The sequence below is a fragment of the Desulfonatronum thiosulfatophilum genome (assembly GCF_900104215.1).
In the GTDB taxonomy this organism is placed as follows: domain Bacteria; phylum Desulfobacterota; class Desulfovibrionia; order Desulfovibrionales; family Desulfonatronaceae; genus Desulfonatronum; species Desulfonatronum thiosulfatophilum.
The window spans coordinates 68368-82942 of sequence record NZ_FMXO01000009.1 but is presented as its reverse complement, the minus strand read 5'-3'; the positions used below and the strand labels follow the sequence as shown (position 1 = coordinate 82942).

Below are 14575 nucleotides of genomic sequence, written 5' to 3'. Positions count from 1 at the left end.
TCGATCCTCCTGAACATTTATTACTACTTCCCATGGAAGTGAGAAGCCTCATAAAGATTTTTTGGCTCGAAGGAAAGGGTTTTCTATCCCCAATCCCTGAAGCTGGGATTTAATGTAATTCGCATCTGTTTGTGCGCCGCGCACCGTCACCAGGACTCGGTACCATTGATGGCCATCGACTGTCCCGGCCTCGACGGTCGCTGGAATGCCGGCCGAAGAGATGCGTTGCTGCAAAGAACGGGCTTGACCGTCTTGTTGAAATGATGCCACCTGAAAGACAAATTCAAATTGCGGCCCCAATGATGGCACCGGCGCGGGACTCGTTTCCGTCGCGGAAATTTGCACCGGTGGTTGTGGTTGCTCGATCCGCATTGCCGGTTGCTGTTGAACTTGCTGCTGGGGCTGTGGTCGTGTCGTTGGTTCGTTTCTTACTGGTGCTGATGGAGCAGGCTGGCTGGCCCGTTCCTGCAAGGTTTCATAGAAGCGCAGTTCCTCCGGCTGCAGGACGGTTCTCGGAGGAGCTGAAGTTATTGCCGAAGTTTGAGGCGTCATCATGCGGCCAATTTCCGGAATGACGGATTCGGGATTATATCCTCTTCCAACCAGGATGCCCAGGATGAAGGCCCAGGCCATGATCAGGATTCCCACCATGCCGGCCCCGATCATTCCGAATGGCCCTAGTTCGAATTTCCAGCGCTTTTTGGGCTTTGAGGAAGATGATGATTTTGAGTTGTTCTGAGCCATTGCCACAGTTTTAGTAGATAAGAGGATTTCCTGCGTGATGCATTTGCAACCAAGAGCCTGAACCGGCTACATTTTCTCCGGAGCGGAGACGCCCAACAAGTCCAAACCGTTGCGCAGCACCTGGGCCACGGCACGGCAGAGCGCCAGCCGGGCCTGGACCAGGTCGGACGAGCCCGCTGCCAGAACCGGGTGGGTGGTGTAGTAGCGGTGCAGCTTGCCGGCCAAATCCATAAGATAATGGCTCAGATGGTGGGGGCTGAGGGTGCCGGCCGCACAGACCAGCACGTCGCCGAACTGGTCCAGAGCTCTCAGCATCTGCAAATCGACTTCGGTATCCAGCGCGGTCAGGACATCCAGGTTCGGCGTATCCAAGGCAATGCCGGCATCCAGGGCCTTGGACAGCAGGGAGTGAATCCGGGCATGGGCATATTGAACATAATAGACGGGATTGTCCATGGTCTGGCGTTTGACCAGCTCGAGATCGAAATCCAGATGGCTGTCGCTTTTGCGGCTCAAAAAGATGAACCGGGCTGCATCCTCGCCCACTTCGGCGCAAACATCGGCCAGTGTTTCAAATTTTCCCGCACGGGTGGACATGGCAATCTGCTCGCCGGCCCGCAACAGGTTGACGAGCTGAACCAGGATGACCTGCAAGTCGTCGGGATCGCGGCCCAGGGCCTGCACAGCGGCCTTCATTCGGCCCACGTACCCGTGATGGTCCGCGCCCCAGATATCCACAACCAAATCGAAACCGCGTTGGTATTTGTCCGCGTGGTAGGCGATGTCCGAGGCCAGGTATGTCAGAGAGCCGTCGGACTTGCGCAGAACTCTGTCCTTGTCGTCGCCGTAACGGGTGCTGGCAAACCAGAGCGCTCCGTCCTGCTCATAGGCCAGGCCTGCTGCGTGCAGGTTCTGCAGAGTGTTCTCCACGGCGCCTTCCCGAATCAACCGGGATTCGGAAAACCAGACTTGATGCTCCACCCGGAAGTTCAGCAGGTCCTGCTTGATGCCATCCAGGATGCCGGCAACGGCAAATTCGCGGGCAACGTCCAGGGCTTCGCTTTCCGGCAGTTCCGCGATGGATTGCCCGTCCCTTTCCAGGAGTCCTTGGGCCAAATCACGGATGTATTCGCCCTTGTAACCGTCCTCGGGCAGGGCTGCCTCCCGGCCGCAGAGTTCCCGGTAACGCGCCAGGACTGAGGCGCCCAGGAGGCGCATCTGGCGGCCGGCGTCGTTGAGATAATATTCCGTGGTGACGTCGTAGCCCATGAACCGCAGGATGCGCGCGAGGCTGTCGCCCAGCGCCGCCCCTCGGCCATGTCCGATATGCAATGGTCCGGTGGGGTTGGCGGATACGTATTCCACCTGAACCTTGCGCCGGTCGCCGACATTCGCTGCGCCGTACCCGTCGCCCTGGGCCAGGATGTCCAGGACGCCCTGCTGCCAGAAAGAGGGGGCGAGGGTGAAGTTCAAAAAACCCGGACCGGCTGTTTCCACCTTGGCCAGACGGTCATCCTGGTGTTGCAGCCTCTGGGCAATGTCTTCGGCGATCTGCCGAGGATTCTTGCCCGCCTTTTTGGACAGGGTGAAGGCCATGTTCGTGGCCAGGTCACCGAAGCGCTTGTCCTTGGGCGGTTCCAGGGTGGTCCCGGCGCTCCAGTCCAGGCCGTGTTCCGACAAAAAAGGCTGCAGGAGTTCCCGCAGATAAGTTCGTGCGCGCATGGATGGTTCTCGTGGTTGTCTTCAGCGGTTCATTCAGAGGATGGTGGGAGCGTATCGAGCTGTTCCAGACCCGAGATGCTCTTGCTCTCCCAGGAGTCCGTCTTGTCGGCCAGAATGGCGTTGATCAGCCTTGTCAGCACGCCCTTGGGGCCCAGTTCCACCCAGTTTCGCGCTCCGTCCTGCCACTGGGCCAGTACGCTCTGGGTCCAGAGCACGGAGGAGGTCATCTGTTCGGCGACCAGGGTCTGAATGCGGGCCGGGTCGGATTCAGGTCGTGCCGTGACGTTGAAATAAAGAGGAATTCGGGGAGAGCGCCAATCCATCTTCTTGAGCACGCCGGCAAATTCCCGAGCCGGTTCGGCCATCAGGGAACTGTGAAACGCTCCGCTCACAGCCAGGGGCACGGCGCGGCCCTTGCGCTCCTTGACCAGGGACGTCGCTTGTTCCACCAGTTCGGCGGTTCCGCTGATCACGAACTGTCCCGGCGAGTTGTCGTTGGCAATGCGCAACTCCTGACCGCTCTCACCGCGTGCGGCGTCAATGATTTCCTGGACCAGATTCCGGGACAGCTTGAGCACCGCGGCCATCTTGCCGCCCTGGGCCGAACCCGCTTCATCCATCAATCGTCCACGCAAAGCCGTCAATTCCAATACATCAGGGATTTCCAGAATGCGTGCCGCGGCCAGTGCGGCAAACTCTCCCAGGCTGTGACCGGCCAGACAATCGGCACGCAACCGCTGGTGGCCCACGATCCAGAGGCTCAGCGTGGTCGCGGTCATGGCCGGTTGCAGATACCGTGTTCTGGCCATGTCCTGATCCGTCCCATCCCAGTAGATTTCCCGCAACGGCGCATCAGCGGCCTTTTCCGCCTGCTTCCAAAGATCCATGGCTTCGGTGAAGCGTTCCGCCACATCGCGGCCCATGCCCTTTTCCTGCGAGCCCTGACCAGGGAAAACGACAACCGTTTTGACTTCCGGAGTATTCATAAATTATTCCTGATGGTGTTCGAGGTGCAGTCTGATCGTTTACATTTGGCGGGTAGTTAGATCTGTTGAATAATCGCTTGGTTGACGATGAGGTCTTAATTCCGGTTGTGTTTTCGATTTCGATTTCGATTTCGATTTCGATTGCGATTGCGATTGCATGACTAATATGTTTCGTTGTTCAGGTGCTTGCAATTATGTAATAAATCAGCCAAGGACAGCCGCATGGCCGCGCAAAAAACATCCATTGCAGTTCCGACTCCGAATCAGATTGCCGACGCGGCCGTATCCTTGGGCCGCGTCCTGGATGGGGAGCAAGTCCTCGGATTGAGCCGATACCTTGAACTGCTGCTCGTCTGGAATCAGCGGATGAATCTGGTGGGCCCCCAGGACTGGCATACCATCCTTGCGGATCTGATAGCGGACAGTTGGCATCTGGCAGATTTTCTGAATTCGTTGAACCTGCCTGAAGCGCCCTGCACCGTTGATCTGGGTGCTGGTGCGGGGTTGCCCGGACTGCCGCTTCGTCTCTTCTGGCCACACGGCGTGTATCATCTCGTGGAAATTCGACGCAAAAGAACCGCTTTTTTGTTGCAGGTTCTTTCAGCGATGCAGCTGCAACGGACGTTTGTGCGGCCGCAACGCGCTGAACAGGCATTGCCGGCATTGGCGCCGGTGGATCTCTGCCTGAGCAGGGCGTTCCTACCCTGGCCGGAACTGCTCAAGCTGGTCAAGCCCTGGCTGGCAAGGGGGGCAGCCGTCGTAATCATGGCCAATGAGCCCGTACCCAGTGTCATGCCGCCGGATTGGGTTGCGACCGGTTCGCACCGTTATACCGGGAGTGATAAAGATCGCTATTTCTGGTCCTTGGTCCCGGCTAACATTTCCAGATAAGAACCTTTGAAAATGACTTCCGTAGCCGTCTTGTCCGCTGCTTCGCCCAGTTCCATCAGTTTTTCAAGAAAATCCAGGATGATATAGCGATCATTTTCACAGCCGTCCTCAAAGTCCTTCGCAAGTTGGCCGCTGGTGAGCATTTCTTCGATTTCCCGCAAACAGTCCATGGGGAGCATAACTGTCACCTCGTACTGGTGGTGTACAAAAAACAGATACAATGGCAGGAAATTGTTTTTTCGTAAAGCTGCTTTTCGTCGTTTTGAAAAATCCGCTTGCAGCTGAGCAGTCACAAATCTTTTTTTGCTCTGCCCCCAACATGATCTTGATGAACAGAAGTAATCCATGAGTCGACCATGTTCCAGATCGTCACCGCTCTGACGCCGATATTTCTTCTCATCTTTATGGGATGGGGATTCAGAAGGCTGGATTTTCCGGGTGAAGCCTTCTGGCCCATGGCCGGTCGAATCACCTATTATGTTTTCTTCCCGGCCTTGCTTTTCTCCAGCCTGTATTCAGCCAGCTTTGATGAGATGCACTTTGGATACGTGGCCCTGACCATCATTTTGTCCATGCTTCTGGTCAGCATCTTAATGCTGGCTTTACGCAGGCGCTTGAAGCTGACCGGAGCTTCATATTCATCGTTTTTCCAGGGTGGGCTGCGCCCGAACACCTATGTCGGCATTTCGGCTGCCTATGTCCTGTACGGCAACCAGGGGCTTGTCCTGGCTGCTCTGGTCATTGCCGTAATGATTCCGCTCTCCAATTTGATCAGTGTGGTCGTGGTCTCGTTGGTGAATGCCAACAAGCCGGGCGATCGGCTGCAAACCGTCAAGACATTACTTCACAACCCCATGATAACGGCCTGCTTCCTGGGCATTGTCGCCAATCTATCCGGCCTTTCTCTCGGATTCGGCACACAGGAATTGATTACGGTACTCAGCCAGGCTTCGATGCCGCTTGGCTTGTTGTCCGTGGGGGCAGGACTGCGGTTCAGCGGTCTTGTGGGAGACAGTCGGGTCATTGCCCTGGCATCGGCGATCAAACTGCTATTGCTGCCACTTTCGGCCGCGGGGTTGGCCATATTTTTCGGTCTGGAACATGATAATGCGGTCGTCGTCCTGATCTTCGCCGCCCTGCCTTGCGGTCCGGCAGCATATGTGCTGGCCCGCCAACTCGGCGGAGATATCTTGCTTATGGCTGAAATCATTACGATTCAAACTCTGGCCGCCTTCCTGACTATGCCTTTGGTGCTTGGGATCTTTCGCACCTGATCAGCTGTCGTTCATAGGGCAACGTTCATCGTTAAAGCCTGCTCATGGAAGGAATTGAGATGCGAATAATCAAGATAAGCCGAGCTTGAACTGGGTAGTTATTGTTGGCGGTGGAATCGTTGTGCCAGGTTGTATTGTCGTTCAAGTTCGATCAACAGGTTAGAGATATGCGCGACGTCCTGCTCCTTGGCCGCCTGTTCCAGACGTACTCCGACTTCGGCAATAGCTGAAAATCCAGCATTCAAGGCTGATCCTTTTATGGCATGGGCTTCATTCCAGATGGCCGGCATGTCGTTCTTCTCGAATCTGGTGTTGAGTTCGGAAATTCTTTCAGCAGCGGTCTTCAAAAACATGTCCATGATGGAGAAAACCATTTCCTCGTCTCCCATCAATCGACGCAACAGCCCCTCTCGGTCGAAAACGGCAGACACAGCTTGATCGGTTTGCGTATTCTCCAACAGGTTCGGGGCCATCAGCTTGTCGTCCTGCATGCAATCGACGGATCCGGCTTCAGAGGCATCATCGCATTCGCCATAACGCAGCCATCTGGACAATATATCCTCCAACTGTTGGGGGGAGACGGGTTTGGCCAGATAATCATCCATTTTTCCAGCAGCTTCCCAGCAACGAGCTGATTCACGGGGTTGTCCTCGACCAGCAGGATACGCGACTTGCACCGACTTTCTTCGTTGAGCGAGTGGCGGGTGATCAAGGAAGAAACATGGGAGCGGATTGCGGGCGGTTCAGAAGGCTTTTCGTAATCATTTGAACCCAATGAATTGAAGACCATGAGCAGGCAGTCCAGCAGTTGGGACTGCCTGAGAGGTTTTTGGAGATATGCCGCGAAACCGATGTCCAGAAGTCGTTTGGCGTCTCCGCGCTGTCCCAATGATGTGAGCATGATCATGCTCAGGTCTTGCAGTTCCGGATCCGCCTTGATCATGCGACCCAGGGTTTCACCGTCAGTCTGGGGCATTTGCATGTCCGTGAGCATGATCTGGAACGGATCGCGTTCAGCCTTGGCTCGACGCAGCATTTCCAGAGCTTCTTCCGCGGAAGAGCTCTGTTCATGGCGTACATGCCAGCGTTCCAGCTGTTCGGACAGGATCAATCTGTTTGTCGGGTTGTCATCGACACAGAGAATGCGGGCGTTGCGGATGTTTTCATGGAAGTCGTCGCCAATGGAATACCTGGCTGGTTCTTGTAAGGCTTTGCCCAGGGATATCGTGAACCAGAAGATGGAGCCCGCTCCCGGAGTGCTGGTCGCGCCGATTTCCCCGCCCATCATCGAGACCAGCCGTTTGGAGATGGCCAGCCCGAGGCCGGTGCCGCCGAATTGGCGCGTAATGGATGCATCCAGTTGATGAAACGGAAGAAACAGCTGATTTAGCTTATCCGCGGAAATCCCGATTCCCGTATCCCGAACCTCGATGCGCACTATCTGGCGTCCTTTTTCCATCCCGACTGGACTGACATCCAGAACAACCTCTCCGTGGGAAGTGAATTTGATGGCATTGCCGGCAAGATTGAGCAGGATCTGACGAAGTCTGCCCGGATCGCCACGGACTGTAGTCAGGATTCGCGGGTCGACCCGGCAAATCAATTCCAGACCTTTAGAGTGAGCTTGGTGGGACAACATTTGCGCTGTATCCTCAACCGTGGCTCGCAGGTTGAAATCCAGGTCCTCCAGGTCCAGCTTGTCGGCCTCGATCTTGGAAAAATCAAGAATGTCATTGATCAGCGTGAGCAGAGCGTCGCCGCTGGAACGGATCACCTCTACAAAGCTGCGTTGTTCCGGAGTCAGTTCCGTGTCCAGTAGGAGTCCGGTCATGCCGATCACTCCATTCATAGGAGTACGGATTTCATGGCTCATGTTGGCGAGAAAATGACTCTTGGCCAGGGTTGCCTGCTCGGCCAGCTTGCGGGCATGATTCAGCTCTTCTTCTCGCTGTTGCCGGTGCATGGCATTGAGCAGCAATTCAGCCAGAAGTAGAAAAAGATCGGCTTCGGCTACTGTCCATTCCCTGGGGGCTGCGACTGCCGCAAAACTGATGAAACCATAGCAATTTTGGTGATCCTTGAGAGGTACGGCAATGAAGGATTGAATCTCTTGCTCGGCCAGATGGTTGCGGAATGGGTCGTTCGTTGGCAGCTCAGCGACTCGGGTGACATGGTAAGGGCGGCCTTCCTTGTGGATCATGATCATTTGCGGATTCAATGCAAAGGGGACGTATTGCAGCGTGCTTATTTTGGGCGTGATTCCCGGAGCGCACCATTCATGAGAGTTCCGCATCACCTGATGTTCAAAATCGTAAATGAACAGACTGGCCCTGTCTGTCTGGGTGAATTCTCCGGTTTGCATCAACGTCTCGCGAACGGCATGGTCAAGGTAGTCCACGGGAGCGGTCAGGAAGACCAGGGACATGTCCATGAGCAGACGCTGCAGCTGCAGGCGATACTGCAATTCTTCCTGGGCGATTTTCTGCTCGGTGACGTCCACGAAAATACCCTGGTTGACCTCCTGACCTTCCAGATTGATGACCGTGGACATCAGTTCAATGTCCCTGATCGTGCCCGATTTGGTTACGATCTGGACAGCAATGTTCAGTTTCTTGAGGCCGGAGATGCTGTTCCGGAACATCTGTCGATAGTCTTCCCGCTTGTGAGCCGGATGCAGTTCGACCTGGTTCAATTGCAGCAGTTCATCGCGGCTCCACTCGAACAAGTCCTCCGCGGCGGCATTGCACCGAATGATGTTGCCGTTGGTGTCGGCCCATAAAATGGCATCCTTGTTTTGCTCAAAAAGCAGGCGGAACATTTTTTCGCTTCGCTCAATATAGGATGCGGCCTTTTTCCTCTCCGTGACGTCACGAAGGACATGAACGCTGCCGATTAAATGTCCATCAGTGGAGCTCAGCGGTGTGGTCGTGACCTCGAAATGCCCACTGAGAAGTTTTTCTTCGACCTCCGCGCATTCTGTTCTGCCGGTTCTCAGTGTTGCTGAGTGAGGGCAAAATTCCGGTGGGGCGGAAAGACCGTGAATCGCTTCATAGCAGAATTTGCCTGCCACATCTTTAGGGGAAAGGTTCAGGCGTTCGGCCATGGCTCGGTTGGCTCGCATAATGCGGTGGTCTCTGTCGATCAAAGCGATCATGTCCGGCACGGTGTCAAATGTGCGCTGCCATTGTTCTCCGCCTTCTTCGGCCAGTCGCTGCTGTTCCAGCATGGCATCTTGGGTCTGCTTGAGTTCGGAAATGTCCGTAATCGTGGCCCGGCAATAACGATCTTTGGACTGTTCCTCCTCGGCGGGAGCCATGTCCAAGCGAGCCCAGAAAAATGAACCATCGAAGCGTTGCAGCCGCAGCTCGAATGTTTGCGGGGCGCGAGCAGTGAGCAGTCGTTTGTGGTAGGTATTGAAAAGGTGCTGGTCCTGGTCAGGTACAAACCTGTAAAAAGATTGTCTGAGCAGCGTTTGACGACTCAGTCCCAGAATATTGACAGCGGTGAGGTTGGCGTTTTGAACCATGCCGTTTTCGGCAATGACCACATACCCCATGGGTGCGAATTCGAAGAGCTGGAAGTACTCCGTACGTGATCGCTCCAGTTCCAGCTGTGTTTGACGCAATTCCTCGTTTTGCGTCTCCAGCTCGGCTTGGTAGATCCGCAATTCCTGCACCAGATGCTGGTACTCGTCATGAGAAGGGTCCAAGTTCCGATCCGGTTGGTTGATTCCCTCATTTCCGCCTTTGCTCATAACATCCCTTTCACGGTCATCCCGACAACCTCGGTTTGGAATCAGGACGCGTAATGTTGTTCTTGTTCAAGAAAAAAGGCTTGATTCTGAATACGGTTCGGTGAGTGGCAGGAGAGAGTGATCAATGCTGTTTGGGATTCAGCATATCTTTTGTTAAATTCAGCTTGACGTCCTTCAACGCATAATATTGAATTCTCTTGATCACAAGAGCATTCCCGTGCTTGGTGAATGTTCCCGGCTGATCAATCAGCATTGAAGGTGAACGCTGATAGAAACCTAAGGAGGAATGATTGCGCACGGGTTGGAAAGAAAACATGAAGGAAGTGGTTCAGGCTGTTCTGCCCATAACCATCGTGGTCGTTCTGCTCCAGATCTTCCTAGTCGGCATGCCTTGGCTGGTTTTTGCCCGATTCCTCATCGGCGCGTTCATGGTTTTGCTCGGACTGATGCTGTTCCTGCAGGGCGTCAAGATTGGATTGTTGCCCATGGGCGAGGCGGTGGGATCGGAACTGCCCAAGCACGGATCGATGTTCTTCCTGCTTTTTTTTGCATTTCTACTCGGTTTTGCCGTGACCGTGGCCGAGCCGGATGTCCGCGTACTGGCGCATCAGGTGGATTTCGTTTCGGACGGAATGATTGGGAGCAATCTTCTGGTTTTTACCGTGGCCCTGGGTGTGGCGGTCTTCGTGGCCATGGCCATGATGCGCATCGTGCTCAAGGTGCCCATTCAGTGGTTGCTGAGCGGCGGATATCTGCTTATTTTGGCGTTGTCCTTCGTCACGCCTCCTTCCTTCGTGCCCATTGCCTTTGATGCCGGCGGCGTAACCACCGGCCCGGTGACCGTGCCCTTTATTCTGGCTTTGGGACTGGGCACGGTGGCCGTCATGGGCGGGCGGTCCTCCTTTTCGGACGGCTTCGGGCTAGTCGGCCTAGCTTCCATAGGGCCTGTCATCGGCGTCATGCTCCTGGGGATGATTTACGGATGAGAGAACTTCTGGATTTTCTGCATTTCGGCCATGTCAGCTGGGAAGTTCTACAGGCCATGATTCCTTTGGTGGGCTTTTTCATTTTTTTTCAGATATTTTATCTCAAATTGCCCAAAAAATACGTGGTGAACATGGTCAAGGGGCTGATCTTGACCATGTTGGGACTGGCCTTGTTTCTACAGGGAGTCCAGGTGGGCTTCATGCCCGTGGGCACGCAAATGGGGGAGATTCTAGGGGGCATGGACCACAAGTGGCTGCTCATGCCCATTGGGTTCATTTTGGGACTGGTGGCTACGGTGGCTGAACCGGCCGTGCGAATTCTGAGTCATGAGGTGGAAAAGGCATCGGCCGGGAGTATCCGTAAAGATGTGATCCTGGTCACCCTGTCGCTGGGCGTCGCACTGTTCGTGGCCCTGGGCATGGCCAGGATCATCTACGGCATTCCCATTCACTACATTATCGTGCCCGGATATCTGCTGGCCCTGCTGTTGATGCTTTTTTGCGACGGTACCTTCGTGGCCATTGCCTTTGACGCCGGAGGAGTGGCCACGGGTCCGATGACCGTAACGTTCGTTCTGGCCGTGGCCCTGGGCATCGCCTCGGCCATCGACGGCCGGGATGCGATTCTGGACGGCTTCGGTCTGATCGCCCTGGTGGCCATGGCGCCGATTCTCTCGGTCATGATTCTGGGCATGGTTGTGACGTTCATTAAAAACAGGAGTTGACCATGGAAGTGGGTATCCCCTTTGACCTTATTGTCACCATAGTGAACAAGGGCCATAGTGATGCGATCATTGAGGCATCCAAGGAAGCCGGAGCCGAAGGCGGCACGATCATCCCGGGGCGGGGAACCGGAGTACGGGAAAACAAGAAGTTCTGGGGCATTCCCATAGAACCGGAGAAAGACATCATCTTGACCATCGTGCCGCAGGAGATAACCGACACCGTCCTGAAGGCCTTGATGAAGGCGGGCAAACTGGACAAACCCGGCGCCGGTATTTCCTTTGTGGTTGAACTGAAAAAGGTCGCCGGGATTTGTCACATGTGCATGCTGGAACCTGATCACCAACCCAGTAAATAGGCGAAAATCAATGGAGCGACGATGGTCGCGTCGGATTCGATGACGAACTTCGGTGTATCCACGCCCAATTTGCCCCAGGTGATTTTTTCATTGGGAATGGCCCCGGAATAGGAACCATAACTGGTCGTACTGTCGCTGATCTGACAAAAATACCCCCATAACGGCACTTCGGTCATCTCCATATCCTGATGGAGCATGGGCACCACGCAAATCGGAAAGTCGCCGGCAATGCCTCCGCCGATCTGAAACATCCCCAGTTGATTGGTTTTCGTGGTCTGGATGTAATGTTCAGCCAGCCATGTCATGTACTCGATTCCGGTGCGCACGGTATGGACGTTCTTGACCTCCCCGCGCAGAACCGCGGCCGAGTACATGTTGCCCAAGGTGGAGTCCTCCCAGCCGGGAACCACCATGGGCACGTTCTTTTCCAGAGCCGCCACCATCCAGGAATCCTTGGGATCGATCTGGTAAGAGGATGCCAGGGCCCCGCTGGCCAGAATCTGGCGGAAGAACTCATGGGGAAAATAGCGATCTCCCTTGGCGTCCGCGGCCGTCCAGACCTCCAGCATGGCTTTTTCGATCCGCCGCATGGCCTCCATTTCCGGGATGCAGGTGTCGGTCACGCGGTTCATGTGCCGCGCCAGCAACTCCGCCTCGTCCTGGGGCGTCAGGTCCCGGTAATGCGGCACCCGCTCATAATAATCATGGGCCACCAGGTTGAAGATGTCCTCCTCCATGTTGGCTCCGGTGCAGACGATGAGATGAATTTTATCCCGGCGGATCATCTCGGCCAGGGAAAGCCCCAGTTCGGCCGTGCTCATGGCCCCGGCCAGGGTGATCATCATCTTGCCGCCACCGGTCAAAAAATCATCGTATGCCTTGGCTGCGTCGATCAAAGCAGCGGCGTTGAAATGGCGATAATGATGGTTGATGAACGATCCTACCGGACCAAGTTGCGTCGGACACATGGGTATATTCTCCTTGATTGAATCAGTCGGATTTTTTATTGCCAAACCTTTTTGGATACCCTGTGCCGCTGATTCCGTCAAATTCTGGAATCATGATCCCTTCATGAGTTTGCTTTATCGAAATCGAAATCGAAATCGAACCTCAACTGTATTCCCGCCCAATATCGTCATCCTTTGCTGAGAAATCAAAAGCGTTCAAATCTCGATTTCGATATCGATTACGATTTCGATTTCGATCTTGAGTTTGAACGTGCGTCCCCGTTGATCTGGACGATGGATATTTCGTCGGGTACAAGTAGGGCATGGGATACAACAATCTGCAGGAATGCATCCGAGATCTTGAGGCTGCCGGGCGGTTGGTCCGTCTGGATGTGGAAGTCGATCCGTATCTTGAGGCCGGGGTGATCCAGCGCCGGGTCTATCAGGCCGGGGGGCCGGCTCTGTTGTTCACCAGGGTCAAGGGGAGCCGTTTCCCCATGCTGGGCAATCTTTTCGGCACCCTGGACCGGGCCAGGTATCTGTTCCGGGATACCCTGCCGGCCCTGGAGAAACTGGTCCGATTGAAGGTCGATCCCGGAGAGGCCATGCGTGCGCCCTGGAAAAACTTGGGCCTGATCCGGACGCTTTGGAATGCCCGTCCCAAGTTCGTGTCCAACGGGCCGATTCTGGCCGGCACCTGCGACCTGACCGATCTGCCGAACCAGGTTTCTTGGCCAAAGGACGGCGGCGCCTTCGTGACCCTGCCCCAGGTCTATTCCGAGAGTCCGGCCAGTCCCGGCTGGATGCATTCCAATCTGGGCATGTACCGGGTTCAGTTCAGCGGGGGGCAATATGCACCGAACCGGGAGGTCGGGCTGCATTATCAGATTCATCGCGGCATAGCCGTACACCACGCCCAGGCTCTGGAACGTCGTCAGCCGTTGCGCGTGAATGTCTTTATCGGCGGCCCGCCGGCCATGACCCTGGCCGCGGTGATGCCGTTGCCCGAGGGCATGCCGGAAATCAGCTTTGCCGGGATGCTCGGCGGCCACAGGATGGAGCTGGTTCCCGCGGCCAACGGTCTGGTCATGCCTGCCCATGCGGATTTCTGCATCTCCGGCGTCATCGACGATACCAAGACCCTGCCTGAAGGACCCTTTGGCGATCATCTCGGATACTACAGCCTGGAGCATGACTTTCCCGTGCTCAGAGTGGACCGCGTCTATCACCGCCCGGACGCAATCTGGCCCTTTACCACGGTGGGGCGCCCGCCCCAGGAGGATACGTCCTTCGGCGCGCTGATCCACGAACTGACCGGGGAGGCCATTCCCACGGTCCTGCCGGGGGTCCGGGCCATCCATGCCGTGGACGCCGCCGGAGTCCATCCCCTGCTGTTGGCCCTGGGCAGCGAGCGATACGTGCCCTATGATCCGCATAAGTCCCCACGGGAACTGCTGACTCAGGCCAACGCCATCCTTGGCCAGGGCCAGCTTTCTCTGGCCAAGTATCTGTTCATCGCGAACAGCGGCGACGACCCGGCTTTAGACATCCACGACATCCCCGCTTTCTTCCGCCATGTCCTGCAACGCGTCGACTGGACCCGGGATCTGCATTTTCAGACCCGGACCACGGTAGATACCCTGGATTATTCCGGCCTGGGGCTGAACGAGGGCTCCAAGGTCGTCATTGCCGCCGCGGGGCCGCCGCGACGAACCCTGCCCACGACCCTGCCCAGGGACATGCGTCTGCCTGATGGGTTCGACGTGCCCACAATCTGCCTTCCCGGCGTGCTGGCCGTCCAGGGGCCGCCATGTGTCCGCAACCGCCATGCCCAGGACCCGCGGATGGAGGATTTATGTCGGGAACTGCGTGATACAGGGCAATTCCAGGAATGGCCGCTGATCCTGGTAGTGGACGACAGCGCTTTCACGGCTGCCAGTCTGAACAATTTTCTGTGGATCTGCTTCACCCGCTCTGATCCGGGGTGCGACATCTACGGCGTCGGCGCAAGCACGATCTGCAAACATTGGGGCTGTACCGGGCCGCTGGTCATCGACGCCCGAAGCAAGCCTCATCACGCTCCGGCGCTGGAGCCGGACCCGGAAGTCGAGAAACGGGTGGATCAACTCGCAGCCAGGGGCGGTCCTCTGCACAGGGTGATCTAGGCGATTCGCAAGACCACGATCCACT

General features: G+C 55.9%; 13 protein-coding genes. 6 read left to right on the top strand and 7 right to left on the bottom strand.

Translation table 11 applies throughout. The features are described 5' to 3' along the window. Positions 1-48 precede the first annotated feature (48 nt). From BLP93_RS08825 to BLP93_RS08815, 3 genes are all read right to left on the bottom strand, one after another. Positions 49-744: an SPOR domain-containing protein gene (locus BLP93_RS08825; protein ID WP_092120173.1), complete on the bottom strand. Its 696-nt coding sequence runs from the start codon at positions 742-744 to the stop codon at positions 49-51. A gap of 66 nt (positions 745-810) precedes the next feature. Next, a complete protein-coding gene (argS, locus tag BLP93_RS08820; protein WP_092120170.1) occupies positions 811-2466 on the bottom strand; it encodes an arginine--tRNA ligase in 1656 nt (551 codons plus the stop codon). Positions 2467-2495: 29 nt separating this feature from the next. After that, positions 2496-3452 carry an ACP S-malonyltransferase gene (locus tag BLP93_RS08815; protein ID WP_092120167.1) on the bottom strand — a complete coding sequence of 319 codons (957 nt, stop codon included), beginning with the start codon at positions 3450-3452 and terminating at the stop codon, positions 2496-2498. Between the two features lie 222 nt (positions 3453-3674). Between BLP93_RS08815 and BLP93_RS08810 the strand changes: the two genes are divergently transcribed. Further along, positions 3675-4343 (top strand): 16S rRNA (guanine(527)-N(7))-methyltransferase RsmG, encoded by a 669-nt coding sequence (locus BLP93_RS08810; protein WP_092120164.1) that lies wholly within the window; start codon positions 3675-3677, stop codon positions 4341-4343. Here the strand turns inward: BLP93_RS08810 and BLP93_RS17585 are convergent. Continuing rightward, entirely contained in the window at positions 4304-4690 is a 387-nt protein-coding gene (locus tag BLP93_RS17585) for a hypothetical protein (RefSeq protein ID WP_341844796.1), read from the bottom strand. The two genes, BLP93_RS08810 and BLP93_RS17585, sit on opposite strands and share 40 nt — an antisense overlap. Positions 4691-4699: 9 nt before the next feature. Between BLP93_RS17585 and BLP93_RS08800 the strand changes: the two genes are divergently transcribed. Continuing rightward, a complete protein-coding gene (locus BLP93_RS08800; RefSeq protein ID WP_092120158.1) occupies positions 4700-5617 on the top strand; it encodes an AEC family transporter in 918 nt (305 codons plus the stop codon). 98 nt (positions 5618-5715) lie between these two features. On the opposite strand, the gene BLP93_RS08795 is transcribed toward BLP93_RS08800, so the two are convergent. After that, positions 5716-6108: an Hpt domain-containing protein gene (locus BLP93_RS08795; protein WP_161946260.1), complete on the bottom strand. Its 393-nt coding sequence runs from the start codon at positions 6106-6108 to the stop codon at positions 5716-5718. Beyond that, positions 6090-9326 carry a PAS domain-containing hybrid sensor histidine kinase/response regulator gene (locus BLP93_RS08790; RefSeq protein ID WP_161946259.1) on the bottom strand — a complete coding sequence of 1079 codons (3237 nt, stop codon included), beginning with the start codon at positions 9324-9326 and terminating at the stop codon, positions 6090-6092. Before BLP93_RS08790 ends, BLP93_RS08795 begins: the two co-directional genes overlap by 19 nt. Before the next feature lie 359 nt (positions 9327-9685). Between BLP93_RS08790 and BLP93_RS08780 the strand changes: the two genes are divergently transcribed. From BLP93_RS08780 to BLP93_RS08770, 3 genes are read left to right on the top strand one after another with little or no spacing between them, the layout of a single operon-like run. After that, positions 9686-10357 carry a DUF1538 domain-containing protein gene (locus tag BLP93_RS08780; protein WP_092120146.1) on the top strand — a complete coding sequence of 224 codons (672 nt, stop codon included), beginning with the start codon at positions 9686-9688 and terminating at the stop codon, positions 10355-10357. Next, positions 10354-11082, top strand: coding sequence for a DUF1538 domain-containing protein (locus tag BLP93_RS08775; RefSeq protein WP_092120143.1), 729 nt, complete (start codon positions 10354-10356; stop codon positions 11080-11082). Before BLP93_RS08780 ends, BLP93_RS08775 begins: the two co-directional genes overlap by 4 nt. 2 nt (positions 11083-11084) lie before the next feature. Then, positions 11085-11438 (top strand): P-II family nitrogen regulator, encoded by a 354-nt coding sequence (locus BLP93_RS08770; RefSeq protein WP_092120140.1) that lies wholly within the window; start codon positions 11085-11087, stop codon positions 11436-11438. On the opposite strand, the gene BLP93_RS08765 is transcribed toward BLP93_RS08770, so the two are convergent. Further along, positions 11420-12406, bottom strand: a complete 987-nt coding sequence (locus BLP93_RS08765; RefSeq protein WP_092120136.1) for a deoxyhypusine synthase family protein — start codon at positions 12404-12406, stop codon at positions 11420-11422. The two genes, BLP93_RS08770 and BLP93_RS08765, sit on opposite strands and share 19 nt — an antisense overlap. Before the next feature lie 302 nt (positions 12407-12708). Here BLP93_RS08765 and BLP93_RS08760 point away from each other — a divergent pair, with 302 nt between their 5' ends. Then, positions 12709-14550, top strand: a complete 1842-nt coding sequence (locus tag BLP93_RS08760; protein WP_092120133.1) for a UbiD family decarboxylase — start codon at positions 12709-12711, stop codon at positions 14548-14550. The last annotated feature ends 25 nt before the right edge of the window (positions 14551-14575 follow it).

What these genes read in the sequence shown, in the direction of transcription:
- BLP93_RS08760 (WP_092120133.1), top strand. Translation starts at nt 12,709, where the DNA reads ATGGGATACAACAATCTGCAGGAATGCATCCGAGATCTTGAGGCTGCC.
- BLP93_RS08795 (WP_161946260.1), bottom strand. Translation starts at nt 6,108, where the DNA reads ATGCAGGACGACAAGCTGATGGCCCCGAACCTGTTGGAGAATACGCAA.
- BLP93_RS08800 (WP_092120158.1), top strand. Translation starts at nt 4,700, where the DNA reads ATGTTCCAGATCGTCACCGCTCTGACGCCGATATTTCTTCTCATCTTT.
- BLP93_RS08780 (WP_092120146.1), top strand. Translation starts at nt 9,686, where the DNA reads ATGAAGGAAGTGGTTCAGGCTGTTCTGCCCATAACCATCGTGGTCGTT.
- argS (WP_092120170.1), bottom strand. Translation starts at nt 2,466, where the DNA reads ATGCGCGCACGAACTTATCTGCGGGAACTCCTGCAGCCTTTTTTGTCG.
- BLP93_RS08825 (WP_092120173.1), bottom strand. Translation starts at nt 744, where the DNA reads ATGGCTCAGAACAACTCAAAATCATCATCTTCCTCAAAGCCCAAAAAG.
- BLP93_RS08810 (WP_092120164.1), top strand. Translation starts at nt 3,675, where the DNA reads ATGGCCGCGCAAAAAACATCCATTGCAGTTCCGACTCCGAATCAGATT.
- BLP93_RS08775 (WP_092120143.1), top strand. Translation starts at nt 10,354, where the DNA reads ATGAGAGAACTTCTGGATTTTCTGCATTTCGGCCATGTCAGCTGGGAA.
- BLP93_RS08770 (WP_092120140.1), top strand. Translation starts at nt 11,085, where the DNA reads ATGGAAGTGGGTATCCCCTTTGACCTTATTGTCACCATAGTGAACAAG.
- BLP93_RS08765 (WP_092120136.1), bottom strand. Translation starts at nt 12,406, where the DNA reads ATGTGTCCGACGCAACTTGGTCCGGTAGGATCGTTCATCAACCATCAT.
- BLP93_RS08815 (WP_092120167.1), bottom strand. Translation starts at nt 3,452, where the DNA reads ATGAATACTCCGGAAGTCAAAACGGTTGTCGTTTTCCCTGGTCAGGGC.
- BLP93_RS17585 (WP_341844796.1), bottom strand. Translation starts at nt 4,690, where the DNA reads ATGGATTACTTCTGTTCATCAAGATCATGTTGGGGGCAGAGCAAAAAA.